Origin of the sequence: Pseudoxanthomonas sp. SGT-18 (assembly GCF_003931645.1) — a bacterium.
Taxonomy (GTDB): domain Bacteria; phylum Pseudomonadota; class Gammaproteobacteria; order Xanthomonadales; family Xanthomonadaceae; genus Pseudoxanthomonas.
Genome location: NZ_RRYJ01000018.1, coordinates 1 through 2,434, shown reverse-complemented (window position 1 = coordinate 2,434; position 2,434 = coordinate 1). Strand labels below are relative to the sequence as shown.

Annotated in this window: 1 protein-coding gene and 1 pseudogene; both read left to right on the top strand. The window is 72.2% G+C overall.

The window, feature by feature from the left end:
- Positions 1–325 (top strand): annotated as a pseudogene (locus EIM47_RS16055) (hypothetical protein); the annotation flags it as partial.
- Positions 326–857: 532 nt separating this feature from the next.
- On the top strand, positions 858–2,434 hold a 1,577-nt coding region (locus tag EIM47_RS16135; protein ID WP_164514632.1), incomplete at its 3' end, for a methyl-accepting chemotaxis protein.

Sequence of the window (2,434 nt, the reverse complement as noted above, 5' to 3'; positions counted from 1 at the left end):
CTCGGCCTCGCAGGAACAGGCCGACAGCGTGGCCCAGGCCAGCCGCACCATCGCGCAGATCGACGAGACCACCCAGCAGAACGCCGCCCTGGTCGAGGAAGCCTCCGCCGCCGCGCGCGCCATGGAAGAACAGGCAGTCGGCCTGGTCCAGGCGATCGCCGCGTTCCGCCTGGAGGACGGCGCCGCAGGTCCCCTGCCCGCCCCGGTGTTCCGCCCGACCGCAGTCACGACCCCGCTGCCCGCGCCGGTGCGCGGGCACAGGCCGGTGGCGCGCGCCGAAGGCAATGCCGCGCTGGACCAGGAGTCGGACTGGGCCGAATTCTGAGCGCGCCATGCGGCAAAGAGTGCGGACGATCGCAATAGCGATTAAAACCACTCAAACCACCTAAATACCCGCAAATTGCGGCCGATCAACCCGATACGACCCTGGGAGGGGTACGTGCAGTTGAAGTGCTGGCTCATGGGAGCCTGTCGTGATCGTGTTCGATTCGCGCTCCTGCCCGCGCGCCGGGATGACCGTCGCGCGCGGCCGCGTGCCGCTGGCTACAGGATTCGCCGCCCTGGCGACCGTCCCCACCTGCCTGCAACCGCGGGCCAGGGCCGGTACGTGTGCCGACGCCCGGACGACCGGGGGCGCGGCCACCCCATTTCCGCATTGCCCTGATCCGCCTGCCTGCCGGCACCGCGGACGTCGTTTGCCATCCTTTTCCCGCCGATACCACCGCCCGCCCGCGCTGCGCCGGCGACCGGAGCCGTGGCGCCGCCCGCCTGCCACGGCCACGCCTGCCCGGCGCGGCCATTGCCATGCCTTCTGCCGGCCAGGCCAGCTCCCGCCTCCATCCCATGAGGACCCCCCGATGAACCATGCAACGTCCGCGGCCAGGCTGACGGGTCGCCAACCTCACGACTTCCTGCAGGAACGGGACGCGGCAGCGGACCGGCCATTCCTGGCGCTGGCCTGCATCCTGGCCACCGCCTCGCTGGGCGTGGCCGCATGGCGGGGCGAATGGAGCCCGGCCTTGCTGGCGGCCCTGCCCGCGGCCGCGGTGACGGTGGTACTTGGACGACTGGCCCGCGGCACCCGGACCAGCCGCGCCGTGGTCGCGCTGGCCCTGATGGTGCTGGTGGCAACCCTGGCCCACCAGGCCGGCGATGCGGCCGACCTGCGCATCGGCGCGATCGTGCTGGTCGCGGCATTGCTGTACTACCGCGACTGGCTGCCGCTGGCGGTGGCCGCAGCGGCGATCGCCGGCTACGCCCTCGTCGGGCCCGGTCTGCAGGGCATGGCCGGCGGCACGGTCATGCTGCAGCTGGCCTGCATGGCCATTGCGGCCGCCCTGCTGGCGGCGATGGCAGCGCAGCTGCGCCGCGAACTGCTCGAGCTGGGCGGCGAACCACCCCGGCTGGCGCAGCTGGCCCGCGGACTGGCCGCCGGACAGCCGCTGCCCGCGGACGCCGCGGCCATGGCGGTGACGCCCGGCTCGCTGGCCGGAGCCTTGCTGGCACTGGACGCCCGGCTGGCGCGGCACCTGGAGCACGGGCGCGAGGCCGACCGCGAGGCCCTGCGCATCCGCGCCGCGCTGGATTGCGTGACCACCAACGTGATGATCGCCGACGCCGACCGCACGATCGTCTACGCCAACCCGTCGTTGCTGGAAACCCTGGGCCGGGCCGAAGCCGATATCCGCCGCGAGCTGCCGCACTTCGAAGTGGCCAACCTGATCGGCGGCAGCATCGACAGCTTCCACCGCAATCCTGCCCACCAGTCCCGCATCCTGTCGGCGCTCGAAGGCACCCACCGGACGCAGATCCAGGTCGGCGGCCACGTCATGCGACTGACGGTGAACCCGGTGAAGGACGCGGCCGGCCAGGTGATCGGGTACGTGGTCGAGTGGCTGGACCGCACCGAGGAGGTCCGGACCGAGGAGGAACTGTCGCGCGTGGTCGAAGACGCCGTCGCCGGCAACCTGTCCGGGCGCCTGCGCCTGGACGACAAGCATGGGTTCACCCTGTCGCTGTCGCGCAGCCTCAACGGCCTGCTGGACAACTTCGCCCACACCGCCAGCCGCCTGTCCGCGGTGCTGACCGCCCTGGCCCAGGGCGACCTGACCGCGCGCATGGAAGGCGAGTTCCACGGCGTGTTCGCGCGCATGCGCGACGACGCCAACGCCACCGTCGACCAGCTGACCGCGATCGTGCACCGCATCCAGGAGGCCTCCGGCGCGATCAGCATCGCCTCCACCGAGATCGCCGCCGGCAACAGCGACCTGTCGCGCCGCACCGAGCAGCAGGCCGCGAACCTGGAGGAAACCGCCGCCTCGATGGAGGAGCTGACCTCCACCGTCAAGCAGAACGCCGACCACGCCCGCCAGGCCAACCAGCTGGCCATCGGCGCCCACGATGTGGCCACCCGCGGCGGCGAGGTGGTCGGCCA